This is a genomic window from Kitasatospora sp. NPDC036993 (assembly GCF_055607525.1).
Genome location: NZ_JBVJRP010000001.1, coordinates 207,809 through 223,658 on the forward strand (window position 1 = coordinate 207,809; position 15,850 = coordinate 223,658).

Annotated in this window: 13 protein-coding genes and 2 tRNA genes; 7 read left to right on the top strand and 8 right to left on the bottom strand. The window is 73.4% G+C overall.

Going from position 1 to position 15,850, the window contains the following annotated elements; genetic code table 11:
• Nucleotides 1-77: 77 nt before the first annotated feature.
• From ACZ7C5_RS00960 to purS, 4 genes are all read right to left on the bottom strand, one after another.
• A complete protein-coding gene (locus ACZ7C5_RS00960; protein WP_401080906.1) occupies nt 78-890 on the bottom strand; it encodes a maleylpyruvate isomerase family mycothiol-dependent enzyme in 813 nt (270 codons plus the stop codon).
• Nucleotides 891-954: 64 nt separating this feature from the next.
• Nucleotides 955-3,210 carry a phosphoribosylformylglycinamidine synthase subunit PurL gene (purL, locus tag ACZ7C5_RS00965; protein WP_401080909.1) on the bottom strand — a complete coding sequence of 752 codons (2,256 nt, stop codon included), beginning with the start codon at nt 3,208-3,210 and terminating at the stop codon, nt 955-957.
• Nucleotides 3,210-3,887 carry a phosphoribosylformylglycinamidine synthase subunit PurQ gene (gene purQ, locus ACZ7C5_RS00970; protein ID WP_401080912.1) on the bottom strand — a complete coding sequence of 226 codons (678 nt, stop codon included), beginning with the start codon at nt 3,885-3,887 and terminating at the stop codon, nt 3,210-3,212. The genes purL and purQ overlap by 1 nt, the downstream gene beginning before the upstream one ends.
• A complete protein-coding gene (gene purS, locus ACZ7C5_RS00975; protein ID WP_049654013.1) occupies nt 3,884-4,138 on the bottom strand; it encodes a phosphoribosylformylglycinamidine synthase subunit PurS in 255 nt (84 codons plus the stop codon). Before purS ends, purQ begins: the two co-directional genes overlap by 4 nt.
• Before the next feature lie 466 nt (nt 4,139-4,604).
• On the opposite strand from purS, the gene ACZ7C5_RS00980 reads away from it, so the two are divergent.
• The 7 genes from ACZ7C5_RS00980 to ACZ7C5_RS01010 all read left to right on the top strand — a co-directional run bounded on the left by ACZ7C5_RS00980 (nt 4,605) and on the right by ACZ7C5_RS01010 (nt 9,250).
• On the top strand, nt 4,605-4,922 hold the full coding sequence (locus tag ACZ7C5_RS00980) for a histone-like nucleoid-structuring protein Lsr2 (RefSeq protein ID WP_030056585.1): 318 nt from the start codon (nt 4,605-4,607) through the stop codon (nt 4,920-4,922).
• A 143-nt stretch (nt 4,923-5,065) separates the two neighbouring features.
• Nucleotides 5,066-5,138 (top strand) — tRNA-Gly (locus ACZ7C5_RS00985).
• Nucleotides 5,139-5,177: 39 nt separating this feature from the next.
• Nucleotides 5,178-5,250, top strand: a tRNA-Gly gene (locus tag ACZ7C5_RS00990).
• 155 nt (nt 5,251-5,405) lie between these two features.
• Nucleotides 5,406-6,416: an ABC transporter ATP-binding protein gene (locus ACZ7C5_RS00995; protein ID WP_401080916.1), complete on the top strand. Its 1,011-nt coding sequence runs from the start codon at nt 5,406-5,408 to the stop codon at nt 6,414-6,416.
• Nucleotides 6,413-7,249: an ABC transporter permease gene (locus ACZ7C5_RS01000; RefSeq protein ID WP_401080919.1), complete on the top strand. Its 837-nt coding sequence runs from the start codon at nt 6,413-6,415 to the stop codon at nt 7,247-7,249. Before ACZ7C5_RS00995 ends, ACZ7C5_RS01000 begins: the two co-directional genes overlap by 4 nt.
• A gap of 113 nt (nt 7,250-7,362) precedes the next feature.
• Nucleotides 7,363-8,592, top strand: a complete 1,230-nt coding sequence (locus ACZ7C5_RS01005) for a sensor histidine kinase (protein ID WP_470321652.1) — start codon at nt 7,363-7,365, stop codon at nt 8,590-8,592.
• A gap of 34 nt (nt 8,593-8,626) precedes the next feature.
• Nucleotides 8,627-9,250, top strand: a complete 624-nt coding sequence (locus ACZ7C5_RS01010; RefSeq protein ID WP_470321653.1) for a response regulator — start codon at nt 8,627-8,629, stop codon at nt 9,248-9,250.
• Between the two features lie 34 nt (nt 9,251-9,284).
• Here the strand turns inward: ACZ7C5_RS01010 and ACZ7C5_RS01015 are convergent, their stop codons facing one another.
• The 4 genes from ACZ7C5_RS01015 to purD form a co-directional block, all read right to left on the bottom strand.
• The gene (locus ACZ7C5_RS01015) at nt 9,285-10,184 is read right to left on the bottom strand and encodes a phosphoribosylaminoimidazolesuccinocarboxamide synthase (RefSeq protein ID WP_401080929.1); all 900 of its coding nucleotides are present in this window, start codon (nt 10,182-10,184) and stop codon (nt 9,285-9,287) included.
• 88 nt (nt 10,185-10,272) lie between these two features.
• Nucleotides 10,273-11,811, bottom strand: a complete 1,539-nt coding sequence (locus tag ACZ7C5_RS01020) for a N,N-dimethylformamidase beta subunit family domain-containing protein (RefSeq protein ID WP_470321654.1) — start codon at nt 11,809-11,811, stop codon at nt 10,273-10,275.
• 228 nt (nt 11,812-12,039) lie between these two features.
• Nucleotides 12,040-13,638, bottom strand: coding sequence for a hypothetical protein (locus ACZ7C5_RS01025; RefSeq protein ID WP_401080935.1), 1,599 nt, complete (start codon nt 13,636-13,638; stop codon nt 12,040-12,042).
• Nucleotides 13,639-14,287: 649 nt separating this feature from the next.
• Nucleotides 14,288-15,535 carry a phosphoribosylamine--glycine ligase gene (gene purD, locus ACZ7C5_RS01030; protein ID WP_401080938.1) on the bottom strand — a complete coding sequence of 416 codons (1,248 nt, stop codon included), beginning with the start codon at nt 15,533-15,535 and terminating at the stop codon, nt 14,288-14,290.
• Nucleotides 15,536-15,850 lie beyond the last annotated feature (315 nt).

Genomic DNA, 15,850 nt, shown 5'->3' on the forward strand with positions numbered 1-15,850 from the left:
CGGAACACGACGGGGCCCTCGCCGGAGAGCCGCTGCGCAAGGCCACCGAGGCGCTGGCCGGCCGGCTGCGCTGACGCCTACCGCAGCACCGGCAGGTACGCCCCCAGGTCGCTGCGCTCCCCCGAGGCGGACACCGCGGCCGCCTCCACCTCCGCCGCCCAGCCGGCCCGGCCGGTGGCCAGCCGGATCCAGGTCAGCGGGTCGGTCTCCACCACGTTGGGCGGGGTGCCCCGGGTATGCCGGGGGCCCTCGACCGCCTGCACCACCGCGTACGGCGGGACGCGCAGCTCGACCGCGCCACCGGGCGCCTGGTCGGCGAGCGCGTCGGCCAGCAGCCGGGTGACGGCGGCGACCGCCTGGCGGTCGTGCGGGAAGGCGTCGAGGCCGAGCGCGGCGGCCAGGTCGTCGGCGTGCACGACCGTCTCCACCAGCCTGGTCACCAGCATGTCGGAGAGCGCCATCGAGCCCAGCCGGATCTCGAACCGCCGCGCCGGGTCGGCGGCTTCGGGCCGCTCCAGCAGGTCGGTCAGCGCGTCGGCGGCCCGCCCGAAGGCGGCCGCCACCGAGGCCGCGTCCCCGTCGAACTCCGCGGCGCGCCGCTGCCCGGCCTGCTCGTCCAGCAGCGGCGCGACGCTGCCGACCCGGGCCACCCAGCCCAGCAGGTCGAGCGGCGGCCTGCCCTCCGGCAGGTCGTCCAGATGTGCCGGGACGTGGTCGAGTTGGACGGCGAGGTGGGCGAGCAGCTCACGGACCCGCCACCGCCCCAGCCGGGTCGGCAGGTCCAGCTGCCCGGTGCCGAGCGCGTCCACGGCGGCACGCAGCGCCCGGGTCTGGCCGGCCAGCGCGGCGCGGACCTTCTGCGGTTGGTAGGTACGGGGCTTGGCAGGCATGGGCCCAACATACGCGGAGGGGCGGACGGTCCTTTCGGACCGCCCGCCCCTCGGGTCACGCGGGTCAGGCCAGCAGGGCCTCGATGACGCCGGTGTGGGCGTCCTTCAGCTCCGCCAGCGAGACGCTGAACTGGCCCTGGACGTCCAGGCTGTCGCCGTCCACGACACCGATCCGGGTGGCCGGCAGGCCACGCGCGGTGCACATGTCGTTGAACCGGAGCTCCTCGCTGCGCGGCACCGCCACGACGGCGCGGCCGGCCGACTCCGAGAACAGCAGGACGAACGGGTCCAGGCCCTCGGGCAGGATGATCCGCGCACCGTGACCGCCCTTGAGGCAGCTCTCCACCAGCGCCTGGCCGAGACCGCCGTCGGACAGGTCGTGCGCGGCGTCGATCATGCCGTCGCGCGAGGCGGCGATCAGGATGTCGCCGAGCAGCCGCTCGCGCTCCAGGTCCACCTTGGGCGGCAGGCCGCCGAGGTGGTCGTGGACGGCCTGCGACCAGGCCGAGCCGCCGAGCTCGTCCGCGGTGTCGCCGAGCAGGTAGAGCAGCTGCCCCTCCTCGGCGAAGGCGACCGGGGTGCGCCGGGTGACGTCGTCGATGACGCCGAGCACCGCGACCACCGGCGTCGGGTGGATGGCGACCTCGCCGGTCTGGTTGTACAGCGAGACGTTGCCGCCGGTGACCGGGGTGCCGAGCACCAGGCAGGCGTCCGCCAGGCCGCGGGTGGCCTCGGCGAACTGCCACATCACGTCCGGGTCCTCGGGGGAGCCGAAGTTGAGGCAGTCGGAGACGGCGAGCGGCTTGGCACCGCCGGCCGCGACGTTGCGGTACGCCTCGGCCAGGGCCAGCTGGGCACCGGTGTACGGGTCCAGCTTCGCGAAGCGGCCGTTGCCGTCGGTGGCGACCGAGACGCCGAGGTTGGTCTCGTCGTCGATCCGGATCATGCCCGAGTCCTCGCCCGCCGAGAGCACGGTGTTGCCGAGCACGTAGCGGTCGTACTGGTCGGTGATCCAGGACTTGGAAGCCTGGTTCGGGTGGCTCGCGACCTTCAGCAGGTCGGCCTTGAGGCCCTCGCCGGTGGTCGGGCGGGCCAGCCGCCCGGCGGTCGGGGCGTCGGCCTGGAGCGCGTCCTGCCAGCTCGGGCGGGCGTACGGGCGCTGGTAGGTCGGGCCCTCGTGGGCGACGGTGCGCGGCGGGACGTCCACCACGAGCTCGCCGTGCCAGAAGATCTCCAGGCGCTCGCCGTCGGTCACCTCACCGATGACGTTGGCGATGACGTCCCACTTCTCGCAGATCTCCAGGAAGCGGTCGACCTTGTCGGGCTCCACGATCGCGCACATGCGCTCCTGCGACTCGCTCATGAGGATCTCCTCCGGCGAGAGCGTGTGGTCGCGCAGGTGCACGGTGTCGAGCTCGATCCGCATGCCGCCGGAGCCGGCCGAGGCCAGCTCGCTGGTGGCGCAGGACAGGCCGGCGCCGCCGAGGTCCTGGATGCCCTTGACGAGCTTCTCCCGGAAGATCTCCAGGGTGCACTCGATCAGGAGCTTCTCCTGGAACGGGTCGCCGACCTGGACGGCCGGGCGCTTGGCCGGCTTGGTGTCGTCGAAGGTCTCGGAGGCCAGCACCGAGACGCCGCCGATGCCGTCGCCGCCGGTGCGGGCTCCGTACAGGATGACCTTGTTGCCGGCGCCGGAAGCCTGCGCGAGGTGGATGTCCTCGTGCTTCATGACGCCCACGCACAGCGCGTTGACCAGCGGGTTGCCCTGGTAGCAGGAGTCGAAGACGACCTCGCCGCCGATGTTCGGCAGGCCCAGGCAGTTGCCGTAGCCGCCGATGCCGGCGACGATCCCGGGCAGCACGCGCCGGGTGTCCGGGTGGTCGGCGGCACCGAAGCGCAGCGGGTCCATCACGGCGACCGGGCGGGCGCCCATCGCCAGGATGTCGCGCACGATGCCGCCGATGCCGGTGGCCGCGCCCTGGTAGGGCTCGATGTACGACGGGTGGTTGTGCGACTCGACCTTGAAGGTGACCGCGTAGCCCTGGCCGACGTCGACGACGCCGGCGTTCTCGCCGATGCCGACGAGCATCGCGTCCGAATCCGGCTTCTTGTCGCCGAACTGCTTCAGGTGGACCTTGCTGCTCTTGTACGAACAGTGCTCCGACCACATGACCGAGTACATGGCGAGTTCGGCGCCGGTCGGGCGGCGGCCGAGGATCTCCCGGATGCGCGCGTACTCGTCCTGCTTGAGGCCGAGTTCGGCCCACGGCTGGGCGGCGTCCGGGGTCTGCTCGGCGTTCTTGACGGTGTCGAGGCTCATCAGGCGTTCACCAGCTGCTTCAGGACGGAAGTGAAGAACCCCAGGCCGTCGGTGGTCGGACCGGTGAGCGGCTCCACGGCGTGCTCCGGGTGCGGCATCAGGCCGACGACATTGCCGGCGGCGTTGGTGATGCCGGCGATGTCGCGGTACGAACCGTTCGGGTTGACGTCCACGTAACGGGCCACGACCCGGCCCTCGGCCTCCAGCTCGTCCAGCACCCGCTCCTGGGCGACGAACCGGCCCTCGCCGTTCTTCAGCGGGACGACGATTTCCTGGCCGGCCGAGTAATCCCGGGTCCAGGCGGTGCCGGCGTTCTCGACGCGCAGCTTCTGGTCGCGGCAGATGAAGTGCAGCGAGTCGTTCCGGGTGAGCGCACCGGGCAGCAGGTGCGATTCGCAGAGCACCTGGAAGCCGTTGCAGATACCGAGCAACGGCATTCCGAGCTTCGCCTGCTCGATGACGGTCTCCATCACCGGCGAGAAGCGGGAGATCGCGCCGCAGCGCAGATAGTCGCCGTAACTGAATCCGCCCGGCAGGACGACGGCGTCGACCTGGTGGAGATCCTTGTCACGGTGCCAGAGGGCGACCGGCTCGGCGCCGGCCAGGCGGACCGCACGCTGGGCGTCGCGGTCGTCGAGCGAGCCGGGGAAAGTGACGACGCCGACGCGGGTGGTCACTTGCCCTCCTCCTCGACGCGGACCGTGAAGTCCTCGATCACGGTGTTGGCGAGAAAGGTCTCGGCGGCTTCGCGGATACGGGCGAGCGCCGCGTCGTCGACCGGGCCCTCCACATCCAGCTCGAAACGCTTGCCCTGGCGGACGTCGGCGATCCCGGTGAATCCGAGACGGGGCAGTGCGCGCTGCACCGCCTGGCCCTGGGGGTCGAGGATCTCCGGCTTGAGCATGACGTCGACTACGACGCGTGCCACTGGCACTCCCGGTGGTGTCTTCGGTGAGGCGGGGGAACTCCAGACTACCGGTGGTTCCGGGCAGGATTGCTGGCCGGGGATAGCGACGCGCGTAGACTCGGGACCCTTACGCCGCAAGGGATCCACACCCCCGACCCCCCGTCCGGTCCGGCCGGTTTCCACGGATTCGGCATCCGGAACGGCGCCCCCCGGAGAACACCCGAATACGGCACTTGGGGACAGATCCTCCCGTCCCGCTCATCGGTATCCAGGAGTCCCGCGAAGAGACGTGAATATCCGGAAAAGAATGCCGGACTCTTCGATTTCGACCCCCTTCGGGTGCAGAATAGGGCCACCTGTCGCGACAAGTGCTGCGTATCAGGCGGGCCGTCCGGCCTGCCCGTACGTGCTTGCGCGAGTTGGTGCACATCAGGCCCCGACGTGACCCTGCGGACCGGTGGCCGAATTGCCGAGAGGATTGACACCCATGGCTCAGCGTGTAGTTGTCACGCTCTCCGACGACCTGGACGGCGGCGCCGCCGCGGAAACCGTCCACTTCGGCGTCGACGGGAAGTCGTACGAGATCGACCTGTCCGTGGACAACGCGGAAAAGCTGCGGGAGGCCCTCGCTCCGTTCGTCGCCGCCGGCCGCCGGCAGAGCCGCACCGGAAAGTCGTTCCGCCGCACCGCCCTCACCCCCGACCCGGCCGCGGTCCGCGCCTGGGCCCTGTCCCGCGGGATGGAACTGCCGGCCCGCGGCCGCATCCCCAAGCACGTGTACGAGGCCTTCGCCGAGGCGAACTGAGCCGCGCGGGACTCCGGTCCCCGGTCGCCCCGCCCGCCTGGACCGAAAGGGTGGGGCGACCACCCCGAACGATGCTGTAGAGTATTCCTCGTCGCCGCAACGGAGAGATCCGGAGAGGCGGCGGGTGCCCCACCAGGCACCGTGCGGACGTGGCTCAGTTGGTAGAGCATCACCTTGCCAAGGTGAGGGTCGCGAGTTCGAATCTCGTCGTCCGCTCGCAGTGCGCGAGCACAGCACAACTCAATAGTTTGACCTGCGGACGTGGCTCAGTTGGTAGAGCATCACCTTGCCAAGGTGAGGGTCGCGAGTTCGAATCTCGTCGTCCGCTCAGATACGAAGGGCCCCCTCGGAAGAGGGGGCCCTTCGGCATTCCCTCCCGCATATCGGCCCATGACATTTGTCATCGCCGATCCGTGCGTCCCCACCGCGATGTCATGACGGCGCGCACTGCCCGCCCGGCCCGGTCGGCGGAAGGCTTGGGGCATGGAAACGAGCCGGCCCTCCCGCCCCAGCGAAGACGTGATCGAGGTCACCGACCTGCACCGCCGCTACGCCGGCGGCGCCACCGGGTACCACGCCGTGCGCGGCGTCGACCTGACCGTCCGCCGCGGCGAGCTCTTCGCCCTGCTCGGCACCAACGGGGCCGGCAAGACCTCCACCATGGAGGTCATCGAGGGCCTGGCCGCTCCCACCGACGGCACCGTCCGGGTGCTCGGCCGGGACCCCTTCAAGGAGCGCGACGCCGTCCGCCCGCGGATCGGCATCATGCTCCAGGAGGGCGGCTTCCCCGGCGAGCTCACCGCCGCCGAGACCGGCCGGGTCTGGGCCGGGATGACCAGCGGGGCCCGCCCGGTGGCGGAGGCGCTGGAACTGGTCGGCCTCGGCCACCGCGCGGACGTCCGGGTCAAGCAGCTGTCCGGCGGCGAGAAGCGCCGGCTGGACCTCGCGATGGCCCTGCTCGGCCGGCCCGAGGTGCTCTTCCTGGACGAGCCCAGCACCGGCCTCGACCCGGAGGCGCGGGCCTCCGTCTGGCGGCTGGTCCGCGAGCTGCGCGCCCAGGGCACCACGGTGCTGCTGACCACGCACTACCTGGAGGAGGCCGAGGAGCTGGCCGACCGGCTGGCCATCATGCACGGCGGCCGGGTGGTCACCTCGGGCACCGTCGCCGAGGTGATCGCCGACCGCCCCTCCCGGATCACCTTCGAACTGCCCGAGTTCACCGGGACCGCGCTGCCCGTCCTGCCCGGGGCCGAACTCGGCGTCGACGGCCGCAAGGTCACCGTGCGGACCCTCGGACTCCAGGACACCCTCACCGATCTGCTCGGCTGGGCCCGGCACCACGGGATCGCGCTCGGCGCCCTGGACGCCCGCAGCGCCTCGCTGGAGGAGGCCTTCCTCGCGATCGCCTCCGAGGCCGCCCACCAGAGCCCGCCGCAGGCGCCCGCCGTCGCCTCCCGTCCCGCCCGCCGCCGCCTGATCGGATCCGCCCGATGACCACCACCGCCGCCGCCCCCGCCGCCATCGCTGGTCCGCGGAGCACCGCCGTCCGCCGGCTGCTCGCCCTGGGCCGGGCCGAGGCCACCCTGCTGCTGCGCAACCGCACGGCCCTGTTCACCGCCCTGGCGCTGCCGCTGTTCCTGATCTTCACCCTCCGGGGCGCGCTGTCGGCGCAGGCCGAGTCCAACCCCGGGCTGGACGTCGACTCGCTGCTGGTCTACGGCTCGGTCGGGATGATCCTGGCCTTCGTCGTGTACTACAACCTGACCGCCGCGTACGTCGGGCGGCGCGGTGAGCTGGTCCTCAAGCGGCTGCGCACCGGCGAGGCCAGGGACATCGAGATCCTGCTCGGCACGGCCGTCCCCTCACTCACGCTCGGCCTGCTGATGGCCGCCCTGATCGGGATCGGCGGCAGCCTCGGCCTGCACCTGGCCGTCCCGGTCAACCCGCTGCTGATGCTGGCCGGCCTGCTGCTGGCGCTGGGCACCATGATCGCCCTGGCCGCGCTGTCCAGCGCCTTCACCAAGACCGTGGAGAGCGCGGGCATCACCACCCTGCCGGTCATGCTGGTCATGCAGCTCGGCTCCGGCCTGTTCGTCCCGCTGGAGGTCATGCCCTCCCAGGTGGCCGACGTCTGCCGCCTGCTGCCGACCACCCCGGCCTTCCAGCTGATCCGGATCGGCTGGTTCGGCACCGACGGCTCGGCCCCGGCGACCGACTTCGCCGGCTCCTGGGGCGCCGCCGGCTCGCACCTGGTCACCGGGACCATCTGGCTGGGCCTGGCGGTCTGGGGAGCGGTGCGCTACTTCCGCTGGGAGCCGCGTCGCTGACCCGAAGGTCACTGCCCGCAGAAGGCGCTCATCCATTGGGTGAGCGCCTTCTGCGCCTCTGATATGAAGACACCGGCAAGATCGTGATCGAACTGGGGCGGAAGAAAATGAGAATGCGGTCACCGCTTCACGGCTGGACGGGCCTGAGCAAACCCCAGCGCACCGAGCTGTACCTGCGCTGGTCGCTCTACCTGATGGCGCTCTTCGTCCTTCCGAGCGTCCTGATCTCCGCCGGGAGCGTCGCCGACCGGCCCGAGAACATCCCCGCCGTCCGGATCTCCCTGCTGATCGGACTCGCCGTCACCCTGGTGCTGCTGCGGGCCTACCGGGTCGCCCTCGACCACTACCTGGGCCGCCCCGCCGACCACCTGCTCTGGACCGCCCTCTCGGTCGGCCTCGCGGTGGCCGGCTCCTGGACCGTCCTGCTGTTCGGGCCCTCCCACGGCAGTGCGGAGAACCCGGGAGGCCTGCCCTTCACCCTGTTCGTCACCAGCAGCCTGCTGCTCTTCTCCCACGGCCAGGTCTGCGTCGCGCTGACCCCGCGCTGGGCCGCCGCCGTCGGGCTGGGCATGCTGGCGTCCGTCCTCCCGGCCGCGGCTCTGGCCGGACTCGACACCGCGAGCACCGCCGGCTACCTGACCGGGCTGACCATCGGCATGGCCTTCCTCGGCGCCAGCTGCCGCAGCTTCGCCTGGCTGACCTCGATCGTCTGGGAGTTGGACGCCGCCCGCGAGGCGCAGTCCCGGCTGGCCGTCGCCGAGGAGCGGCTGCGCTTCTCCCGCGACCTGCACGACGTGATGGGCCGCAACCTCACCACCATCGCGCTGAAGAGCGAACTCGCCGTGCAGCTCGCCCGCCGGGGCCGTGCGGAGGCCGCCGACCAGATGGCCGAGGTGCAGAAGATCGCCCAGGAGTCGCAGCGCGAGGTCAGGGACGTCATCCGCGGCTACCGCACCGCCGACCTGCACGCCGAGGCGATCGGCGCCCGCGCGGTGCTGCGCTCGGCCGACGTCGCCTGCGAGATCGACCTCGGCGAGCACGCCGACGAGCTGCCTGCCCGGGTCCAGTCGGTGTTCGGCTGGGTGATCCGCGAGGCCACCACCAACGTGCTGCGGCACAGCGAGGCCGGCCACTGTCTGATCCGGCTGCGGACCGAGGACGGACGGGCCGTGCTGGAACTGGAGAATGACGGGGTGCCCGAGATCCCGTTCCCCTCCCAGGGCAGCGGCACCGGGCTGCGCGGACTGCGCGAGCGGCTCGCCGCCCACGACGGCGAGCTGACCGTGGCGCCCGCCGGGGCGGGCGTCTTCCGGATGCTCGCCACCGTCCCGCTGCCGTGCTGAGCCCGTTCGAAGAACGCCGAGGAAGGCCCGCCCGATGACCGAGAACGCCGTGCCCGTCCGCGTCCTGCTCGCCGACGACGAGCACCTGATCCGGGGCGCGCTGGCCGCGCTGCTCTCGCTGGAGGACGACATCGAGGTGGTCGCCCAGGCCGGCTCGGGGACCGAGGCGCTGGCGATGGCCCAGTCGCACTGCCCGGACGTCGCGGTGCTGGACCTCCAGATGCCGGGCAAGGACGGCATCGAGGTGGCCGCCCAGCTGCGGCTGCTGCTGCCGGACTGCCGCTGCATGATCGTCACCGGGCACGGCCGCCCCGGCTACCTGAAGCGGGCGCTGGAGGTGGGGGTGCGCGGCTTCCTGCCGAAGACCGTCTCGGCGGCGGACCTGGCCGGCATCATCCGCACCGTGCGCTCCGGCGGCCGGTACGTGGACCCGGAGCTGGCCGCCGACGCGATCAGCGCCGGCGAGACCCCGCTGACCCCGCGCGAGACGGACGTCCTGGAGCTGGCCGCCGACGGCACCCCGATCGCCGAGATCGCCGAGCGGGCCTCGCTCTCCCAGGGCACCGTGCGCAACTACCTGTCCTCCGCGGCCACCAAGCTCGGCGCGGAGAACCGGCACGCGGCGGTGCGGATCGCCCGCGAGCACGGCTGGATCTGAGCCACCGCCGTCGCCCGCGGGCGTCGCCGCGGCGTCAGGCCCAGGTGGTGCCGGTCAGCCGCTCGTACACCTCGATGTACTTGGCACGGGTCTGCTCGACGATCTCGGCCGGCAGCGCCGGCGGCGGCTGCTCGCTGTAGCGGTCCCAGCCGGAGGCCGGGGAGACCAGCCAGTCGCGGATCAGCTGCTTGTCGAAGGACGGCTGCGAGTGGCCGGGCTGCCACCGGTCGGCGGGCCAGTAGCGGGAGGAGTCCGGGGTGAGCACCTCGTCGCCGATCACCAGCTCGCCGTCCAGCAGGCCGAACTCGAACTTGGTGTCGGCCAGGATGATGCCGCGCTCGCGGGCGATGTCCCGGGCCCGGGCGTAGACGTCCAGGGTGGTGCGGCGCAGCCGGGCGGCGAGCTCGGCGCCGATCCGGCGGGCGGTCTCCTCGTAGGAGACGTTCTCGTCGTGCTCGCCGACCTCGGCCTTGAGCGCCGGGGTGTAGATCGGGGCGGGCAGCTCGGAGCTGTTCTCCAGGCCCTCCGGCAGCGCGATGCCGCAGACCGTGCGGCTCTCCTGGTACTCGGCCAGGCCGGAGCCGGCCAGGTAGCCGCGGGCGACCGCCTCGACCGGGATCATCTCCAGGCTGCGGCAGACCAGCGTGCGGCCCTTCCAGTCGGCCGGGGCACCGGCCGGGACCTCGGTGGAGATCACGTGGTTGGGGACGATGTCGGCGATCCGCTCGAACCACCACAGCGACAGCTGGGTGAGGACGCGGCCCTTGTCGGGGATCTCGTTCGGCAGCACCCAGTCGTGGGCGGACGTCCGGTCGCTGGCCACCATGACCAGCTCACCCGACCCGGTGCGGTAGAGGTCGCGCACCTTGCCGGTGTGCAGGTGGACCAGGCCGGGTACCTGGACCGGCTCGGGCTTGGTGACAAATCCGCTCAAGGTGTTCAGTCCTCAGGGGTCGTTCACGGGCAGGGGCACCGCGAAAGGGGAGGTCACTGCCCCCGCAGTCTTTCACGACCACCGCACGCTAGTTCTTGCAGAGCCGGTCCAGCAGGTTGGCGGTGGCCCGCTGGATCCGCTCGTCGGTCAGCCCGGGGCGGCCCAGCGCGGGCGACCAGGCGAAGGTGCCGGCCGCGAAGACGTACGCGCCGCTGGGCGCCCGGTACAGCGAGGTCTCCTGGTAGCGGGTGCGGCCGGCCGGGTCCTGGTACGGCGAGTGGGCCAGCAGCACCCGCTCGACGTGCTCGGGCAGCGCCACCTTGGGGTAGTAGCGGTCCGCCTCCCCGGCGACCAGCCCTGGCAGCTCCTCGCCCTCCTGGAGGCCGGTGCCGTCCCACAGCCAGTGCGCGGTGTGCCTGGCCACCAGCGGGACGGGCGCGGCGACCCGCCCCGAGTACTGCACCCCGAGCAGGTGCTGCTCGGGCTCCCCCGCGTCCCGCCACAGCGCGCTGGCCGCACCGGGCACCCCCGCGGCCGTGCTGCCCGGCCGGACCTTCTGCCGCTTGCGGCAGTTGAGCAGCCGGTGGGGCTCGCCGGAGGCGGCGGCGGTCAGCTCGACCCGCCAGTACATGGTGTTGGCGGAGAGGAACACCAGCGAGGTGCCGTCGTCCCTGGCCCGCTCGGCGGCCCGGCGCATCGGCTCCGACCAGTACTCGTCGTGCCCGGGGAAGACCAGCGCCCGGTACCCGGACGCGTCCACCAGGCCGGCGTGCAGGTCGCCGGCGGTGGCGTACGAGAGGTCGTAGCCGAAGCGCTCGGCCCAGCGGATGAAGTCGTAGGCGTGGCCGACGTGCAGCGGCAGCCCGGCGGTGGCGTGCGGGCGGTCGAAGGAGACCGTGACGGCCGCCTCCGGCTCGCCGACCAGCCCGCCCCGGCCGTCCCAGGCGTGGTAGAGGCTGGCACCGGTCCGGCCGTCCTCGGGGAACAGGTTGTACGCCTGCCAGGTCACGTCCGGGAGCACCAGGAGCAGCTCGGCGGCGCGCCCCTGATCCTCGAAGTCCCGGACGGTGAACGGGATGTGGCTGCGGTGCAGCATGTCGGCGGTGGTCAGCACGGCGACGTACGCGCCGGGCTTCCAGTGAGCCGGGATCTGCTGCCGCCAGGAGTGCCACCAGTGGTGGCAGGAGACCGTCCGGTCCACCACCAGCGGGGCGGGCTGGACGAGTCCGGCGATGTTCGGGCTGGAGGTCATGTGGCGGGCGCCGTCGCCGCCGTAGTGGCCGATCCGGAAGACGTTCACGGTGAACTCGCGGGGCGGGTTGACGGTGACCCGGAAGTCCACCGAGCCGCCGGGACGGACCACCCCGGCCGAGGCGAAGCCCTTGATCTGCTGGTCCACGTCGTTGGCGCCCTGCGGGGTGCCGACCGGCGGCTTGGGCCTGGTGCCCGCGGTCAGCGACTGCTGGCCCGGCGCGTCCACCGAGACGTACCAGGGGACGGCGCCCTCCACCCCCGCGAGGTACTGGTCCGGGCTGCGCAGCCAGGGCAGCGGGCCCTGGCCGAAGGGGTCGGAGACGCTGTAGGCGTGCGTCCCCGACTCCCAGCGGCGGTTGAGTTCGGTCCCCACGCGCCCCTCCCAGATGCACTTCCGCCCGGTTGGCACGTGCCCCCCGGATGTGCGTGCGCTCTAATACACCACAGAGTGCTGCCGTCACGTCACCCTCCGGCAGCGATTGGGGCGGGGAATCTCGCGCGCCTCCCGGAGAGGGCCTCCGGCCTGCGAAGACTTCCGGCGGCCGATCGAATCGGGGGCGCGCGCGAGGGCGCCGAGCGCCCTCCTGGGGCACCTGGGACGTCAGAGGCGGACGGGTTTCTCCAGCCGGACGTCGGCGGCGTCCAGCCAGGCGCGCAGCGGCCCGTCCTGGCCCTGCTCGACGGCCTGGGCGACCGGGCCGGCCAGGTCGGTGCGGCGGACCCCGCCGAGCAGCAGCACCGGACCGTCCAGCCAGTCCAGGCCGGGGGCGCCGCCCGCGGTGTCCACGGCGGCGCAGCAGACCATCGCGGTGACGTGGTCGACCAACCGGTCGCGGCCGCTGCGCTCGGGTTCGAGCAGCGGGACCGGGGCGGTGGTGCGGGCCGACCGGGCGGCGAGCGCGGCGGCCAGCAGTTCGCCGTCGCCCTCGGCGAGCCGGCCCAGCAGCCGGGTGAGGGTCGGGGCCCCCGGACGGGGCTGCGGGGCGAGCCGGTCCAGGGCGGTCTGGAGGGTGGCGGCGCCCGCCCGCCAGCCGGCGTCCACCACCTCGGCCGGGTAGTCGGCCCACTCCAGCTCGTGCCAGCTGCCGGCCGGCGGGCGGCCGAAGAACAGTTCGGCGGCGAGCCTGGAGACCGCCCGGTCGACGGTGCCCGGATCCTCCAGCAGGTCGCAGGCGGGGCGGTCGCCGAGCCGGCTGCCGTAGCCGTCGGCCAGCCGGTCGCGGCGGGACAGCTCGGTGAGGGCGGCGACCACCCCGGCGTTGAGGTGGGCCGGATGGCGGCCGAGCCGCCAGGCGGGCAGCGCGACCCGGGTGAGCAGCCGGTCCCAGCCGGCGTAGGCGAGGCCGACCTGTTCCTGGGCGGCGATCCGCAGGCCGTAGTCGACCGTCCTGGCCTGCTCGGAGGCCCAGCTCGCGACCGAGCGCTCCAGCTCGGCGGAGTGGCCCCGGCAGGCGCCGAGCAGACGGCGGGCGACCCTGCGGGCGACCCGGTCGGCGAGCGCGGCCGGACCCCGCCCGGCCGGCCGGGGCGGTCCGGCCAGGGTGCCGCCGCCGAGGCCGGGGGCCACGCCGCCGCCGGAGTCCAGACAGGCGTCCAGGCTGCGCAGGAAGCGGCGGGCAGCGGCGATCTCCGGGTCCGCGGAGGCGGCGGTGCCGGCCACCACGGGGGCGAGCAGGGCGCGCAGCTCTCCGGCCCGCATCCACCACAGGAAGGGCGAGCCGATCACCAGGACGGGGGCGGGCGCCCCGGGGGCCGGCCGCGGCCGGCGCGACCGCGGCGGGGACGTCCGCCGGGCCGGCGGGACGTCCTCCAGCCAGCTGTCGCAGTCCGGGGTGAGGGCGACCGCGGAGGGCGCGGGGACGTCCAGCCGAGCGGCCAGTTCGTCGGTCAGCCGGTACAGCTCGGGAGCCTCTGCGCGGTCCAGCGGAACGGCCGGGGTCCGTGGCGGGACGGCCCGGCGCAGGGCGCGGGCGGTCAGCCCCGCCACCAGCAGGGTCAGCGCCGCGACGGCGCAGACCGCCCAGCGGGCGATGTCCCACCCGGCGGCGTCGGCGGCCCCCGGCGCGCCGATCCGGCCGGTGGACCGGCCCGCGAGCAGGACCACCGCGACGGCGGTGGGCAGGGCGGCTGCGGCCAGGGCGAGGCCTCGGACCCGCAGGACCGCCTGGGCGTGAGCGCGCGCGGTGTCGACTACGGCCATACGGTGCGGCACCCCCTTCGGAGCCCTCGGGCGCCCGGCTTCGGGCCCTGAGCCGACTCGAAACGATCAGTTCCGACCGGGAAGCGGAGGCGTCCGATCCCCGGTAGTGCATGGTGCGTGGCGCTACTGACATTTTCGACGCCCCGGTCCGGGTGGGCGTTCCGGATCGCCTCGGTTTCCACTCGTCCCGGTGACATCGCCCGAATTCCGGACGCCGACCACCGGTCCGGTGCGAAGCACCCGGACGACCGCCCGGCCGGACGCCGTCCAGCATCCCCCCGTGGGAGCAGCGCTACCCGGCGGCGCCCCCGGCGCACGGGCCCGCACATCGCGATCCAGCGCACCATACGGCCGGGCGCCCGGTTACGTCAGCCGGATGCGGGTGCTATCACCCGATGGGCTGGAATCCGTCGGCCGAACGGTGCGTGCGTCCTCGCAGCCACTCCGGTCCCGATATGCCGGGGGCGCTGGGCCCATGGGGTTGGTCGGCGGTTTGTTCGGGTCCCGCCCGCCCCTGCCGGGGCGCGGCAGGCCCTTCGGACTCTCCCGGGGCCGGGCCCGCCCGCCCTGCGCCGCCCCGGGCCGTCACGCACCGCGGCCCCCGTGCGAACGGTTCGCACGGGGGCCGCGGGGAGCGCGAGGAGGGGCCTCAGCCGGTGGCCGCCTTCAGCGCGATGTCGGTGCGGTGCTGACCACCCTTGAGGGAGATCCGGTCCACGGCGGCGTACGCGCGGTCCCTGGCCTCGGCCAGGTCGGTGCCGGTCGCGGTGACCGACAGGACGCGGCCGCCGGCGCTCAGCACCCGGCCGTCCCCGTCCGCCTTCGTCCCGGCGTGCAGCACGAACGCGGTGCCGTCCGCCTCGGCCTCGGCCAGGCCCTCGATCGGGTCGCCGGTGCGCGGGGCTTCCGGGTAGCCCTCGGAGGCGACGACCACGGTGACGGCCGCGCCCTCGTCCCAGCGCAGCGGCTCCAGCTGGTCCAGGGTGCCCTCGGCGGAGGCCAGCAGCACGCCCGCCAGCGGGGTGCGCAGCCGGGCCAGCACGACCTGGGTCTCCGGGTCGCCGAAGCGGGCGTTGAACTCGATCACCCTGGTGCCGCGCGAGGTGAGCGCCAGGCCCGCGTACAGCAGGCCGGAGAACTCGGTGCCGCGGTGGCGCAGCTCGTCCACGGTCGGCTGGAGGACGGTCTCCAGGACCTCCTCGACCAGCCCGTCCGGCGCCCACGGCAGCGGCGAGTAGGCGCCCATGCCGCCGGTGTTGGGACCCTCGTCGCCGTCCAGCGCGCGCTTGAAGTCCTGGGCGGGCTGGAGCGGGACGACGGTGGTGCCGTCGGTGATCGCGAACAGCGACACCTCGGGGCCGTCCAGGTACTCCTCGATGACCACGCGCTCGCAGGCGGCGGCGTGCGCCAGCGCGGCCTCGCGGTCGGAGGTGACCACGACGCCCTTGCCGGCGGCCAGCCCGTCGTCCTTGACCACGTACGGGGCGCCGAAGGCGTCCAGCGCCTCGGCGGCCTCGGCGACGGTGGTGCAGACGTAGGAGCGCGCGGTGGGGACGCCCGCCGCGGCCATCACGTCCTTGGCGAACGCCTTCGAACCCTCCAGCTGCGCGGCCGCGGCGGACGGGCCGAACACCGGGACGCCGGCCGCGCGCACGGCGTCGGCGACGCCGGCGACCAGCGGGGCCTCCGGGCCGACCACCACCAGGCCGGCGCCGAGCCGGCCGGCCAGCGCGGCGACCTGCGCACCGTCCAGCTGGTCGACCGGGTGGACCGTCGCCACCTGTGCGATCCCGGCGTTGCCCGGGGCACAGTGGAGTTCGGTCACTACGGGATCTTGGGACAGAGAGCGGCACAGGGCGTGTTCGCGGGCGCCGCCGCCGATGACGAGGACCTTCACGCCTGGCAGCGTAGTCGGTGGCCTGTTCCGGCCGCTCTCCGGTCCCGTCCGATCCTCCGACGGAACCCCTCCGTACACCGAGCGGGCCGGAGGATCCTCCAGCCCGGACGGGGCCGGTTCGGCGGTGGGTGGCCGGGTCACGACGCCTGGTCACCGGACCCTCGCTCGGACGGGTGAAATCTCGCCGCCTCCCGCAACCCGCTCACCACGGGTTCCGGTGGCCGAAACCGGTAACGATCAACGGAGAAGCGCCCCCATGGTCAGCCATTTGGCGGTAAGAAGTGCTGTTGGACAACCACGGCGGACACCACGTCA

Bases quoted from the DNA above. Each gene is read 5' to 3' on its own strand.
- ACZ7C5_RS00980 (WP_030056585.1), top strand. From the start codon at position 4,605: ATGGCTCAGCGTGTAGTTGTCACGCTCTCCGACGACCTGGACGGCGGC.
- purL (WP_401080909.1), bottom strand. From the start codon at position 3,210: ATGAGCCTCGACACCGTCAAGAACGCCGAGCAGACCCCGGACGCCGCC.
- ACZ7C5_RS01010 (WP_470321653.1), top strand. From the start codon at position 8,627: ATGACCGAGAACGCCGTGCCCGTCCGCGTCCTGCTCGCCGACGACGAG.
- ACZ7C5_RS00960 (WP_401080906.1), bottom strand. From the start codon at position 890: ATGCCTGCCAAGCCCCGTACCTACCAACCGCAGAAGGTCCGCGCCGCG.
- ACZ7C5_RS01005 (WP_470321652.1), top strand. From the start codon at position 7,363: ATGCGGTCACCGCTTCACGGCTGGACGGGCCTGAGCAAACCCCAGCGC.
- ACZ7C5_RS01000 (WP_401080919.1), top strand. From the start codon at position 6,413: ATGACCACCACCGCCGCCGCCCCCGCCGCCATCGCTGGTCCGCGGAGC.
- ACZ7C5_RS00995 (WP_401080916.1), top strand. From the start codon at position 5,406: ATGGAAACGAGCCGGCCCTCCCGCCCCAGCGAAGACGTGATCGAGGTC.
- ACZ7C5_RS01025 (WP_401080935.1), bottom strand. From the start codon at position 13,638: ATGGCCGTAGTCGACACCGCGCGCGCTCACGCCCAGGCGGTCCTGCGG.